Annotated in this window: 2 protein-coding genes; one reads left to right on the forward strand and one right to left on the reverse strand. The window is 42.5% G+C overall.

What is annotated here, in order from left to right; translation table 11 throughout:
* Window positions 1-406: 406 nt before the first annotated feature.
* On the forward strand, window positions 407-1,090 hold the full coding sequence (locus A3766_RS15080; protein WP_068507539.1) for a histidine phosphatase family protein: 684 nt from the start codon (window positions 407-409) through the stop codon (window positions 1,088-1,090).
* Window positions 1,091-1,444: 354 nt separating this feature from the next.
* Here the strand turns inward: A3766_RS15080 and A3766_RS15085 are convergent.
* On the reverse strand, window positions 1,445-3,170 hold a 1,726-nt coding region (locus A3766_RS15085), incomplete at its 5' end, for an efflux RND transporter permease subunit (protein ID WP_197479586.1).

A 3,170-nucleotide genomic window follows, 5' to 3' on the forward strand; every position in this document is an offset into this window, starting at 1 on the left:
TACCCATTATTCATAATAGGCGAAATGGAAATAACCACTTAATAATCAGTAACATTATGGTACTTCCTGTTATTTTATCGATTAAACTATTTTTACTTCGTAATTCAATTTTTTAAGTAGCTCACCTAAAGTTATATCTAGTACCAGATTACCTTTCCTTACATTTTAAAAGTATTTTTATTACCGTTACCCCTAACCTGCATCAAACTTATTCTTTGTTTATATATGTGGATTTTCTTACGAGTCTTTTAAGGTGTTAACAGGCTCTCATACTAAAGGAGACACTGTTCAGCGCACGAACTATAATCCAAGCTAATGCACTGCCATCAATTGAATAAACTTGCTGAATACTGCTTACTTCCATAGACTTTGCCAACTAATATTTATCCATGCTTAGAGCGATTAAATGGCAACACTGATACTTACACGGCACGCACAAGCCTCTTTAGGAAAGCAAGACTATGACCAGCTTTCTGATCTCGGCCACAAACAAGCCCATTTACTAGGTGAATATTTTGACAGCACTTCTATCAAGCCCAGTCGAGTTATTTGCGGCAGCTTAAAAAGGCATATTGAAACCGCTGACGCGATCACTCGCTCATTGCAATATAATCAAGCTATCGAAACTGATCCGCGCTGGAATGAATTCGACTTTAAGGGATTGATAAAAGCTTATTTGTCACTTAATAGCGACCAGGCGTTTAACTTAAGTAGAGACTCCAACCCGGCCACCTTTTTCAAGTTATTGAAAAAAGCTATGTTTGCCTGGGCGAATAACGACCTAGTAGGTCTGGTAGATGAATCTTGGAGCGACTTTGAGTACAGAATTGAAACTGGCTTAGAGGCAATTCGACAGCAAGCGGATCGTGATGATACCGTTATGTTAGTCAGCTCAGGTGGCGCAATTTCGATGGCGATAAGAAAAGTGATGGGACTAAGCGTAGAGCAGATGATTGATATTAACTTTCAGATTAAAAACGCAAGCTACGCTAGTTTCGATATTAAGCGGGACCGAATGGTGCTGTCGGGTTTTAACCATACCCCTCACCTAGAACTAGATGAGGGCAAAACTTTAATAAGCTACGCCTAAGATGTATCGGCTCGAACTTGGCCTTACAGCTTAGAATATAGGCTGTACTTAAACTAACGAGCTCACTAAGGCCTAAATGTCCGCAAGTCGGACTCTCGGCATCGACAATAAAGTTTGGATATTCAGGCCAATATTGACCTGATCAGTTACATCGGGAATGTGAGAAGAGCAGACACAAAACTATCCAGAAACTTCCTATTATCGCATTAGCTATTTTAAGAGAAATAAGACTTCAATTGCTGAGCGCAAACAAAATCTAGCGCCACTGCACTTTTAAGTCGATTATTCATAATCAACTCTCTACATAATTATTTTTCAATTCCAGCTCATTGAAAAAATCGGGCCATACTATATTCAGTATTTGTTTTTTCGCCCATACAATAGCGGCACAACAAGCACGGTTAAAATCGCCGAGCTGATGGATCCAAAAATCAAGGAGACAGCCAGTCCTCCCATCACGGGATCAGGGATGATTACCAGTGTTCCAAAGACAATGGCCAAGGTGGTTAAGGTTATGGGAATAATTCTTAATGCGCCCGCATCTGAGATAGCCTCTTCTGGCGACATGCCTTCGGCTATTCTCTCCCTGATAAAATCAACGATCAGCAAAGAATTCCTAACAGCAACGCCCGCAAGAGCAATAACACCAATCATTGATGGTGCGGTAAAGTCTTGATCGAGCAACCAATGGCCCGGAAATACACCAATCAAACCTAATGGAATAGATACCATGACAAGCAATGGCAAACTAAAGGATTGATAGTAAGCAACTAAGAGAAAGTAGATAGCAAGCAGTGACATCGCCAGCGCAATTCCCAAATCTCTAAACACATCCAGTGTCAGCCTCAATTCACCATCCCAATGAATGACAGTGTCATCCAAAGTAGTGGGTGAATCAGGCACAAAGCCCAGATTTCGCGTCGTAATTTTAGTTTCTCTATCGACTTGTAATACTTCGATTCTCTTTTCCAAATCGAGCACTGCATACACAGGTGCACTATCTACCAGCTCTCCTCCCACATAAGAAACTCGCTCATTATCCTTATGGAAAATAGGTGTCGCTTTCTCATTCGGAACAATATCAATCACCGTCGATAAGGGGATGGATGCCCCTTCTTTATTTTTCACAAAGGTCTGAGCCAGTATCTCCGGCACAATGCGCTGGTTATGAGGCACGACAAGCCTAATCGGTATAGGATTTCTCGCTTCTTGCTCATACAAGTGATTCACGATATCTCCTTGCACAAAAAAGCTTAATGCAGCAGCAACTTGCTGCACATCTAAACCGGCCAGTAAAACCCTGCGTTGATCGATCTTGAAGTTATATTCCTGAATAGGCGTGGAATTGCTCGTCCACACTTCAGCCATATCCCAGGTATCTTTAAACAGCGTCTCTAATTCTTTGGCCGTTGCCTCTCGTTTCTCGTTATCTTGTTCGTATATTTCAGCGAGAACCGTCGCTCTTATCGGTGGCCCAGGAGGGTCTTCTAATAACTGAACCGTAGCCTCAGGGTGATTACCAATGATATCGGCAAGTGCTAAACGCAATTGCTGCACAATCTCTATCGAAGTATCGTCGCGCGTCCATTTATGACTCAGATTAACCCTCATTTCTGCATACTGCGAGCCGACGTTATTTGCACTTCCCTTTATTTGACCATTGAAATCGATAACGGAGGGGCCGCCTACAAAGGTTTGTGTATTCGCCACTTCATCGTGCGAAAGGACAACCCCCGCAACCTCTCTCACCAAGCGATCTGTTTCCTCAAGGGGCGTGTCATCCGGTAATTTAAATGTCACCAAAAAGGTGTTCTTATCATCTTTAGGTAGAAACACTAAATTGACGCCCATAGGCGATAGTTCTCCACCAACGCCCTGCGAGCGAATAAATTGCCAACTTGGTTGCAGTAACGAAGCGAGCAAACAGACCAACACACCCAGATAGAATACTTTTCGCCACTTCCTACTTTGGCTGAGGCGCTTGAACAAACTTCTGTAGTAGGTTTGTAGCCAAATTTCTTTATGTTCTTCGTGGGTGACGGTTAAGAAACGTCGGGCAGCCCACGGCGTAATAATATAC

This window comes from Oleiphilus sp. HI0132 (assembly GCF_001635845.1).

Coding starts and splice junctions, on each gene's coding strand:
- A3766_RS15080 (WP_068507539.1), top strand. CDS start 407: ATGGCAACACTGATACTTACACGGCACGCACAAGCCTCTTTAGGAAAG.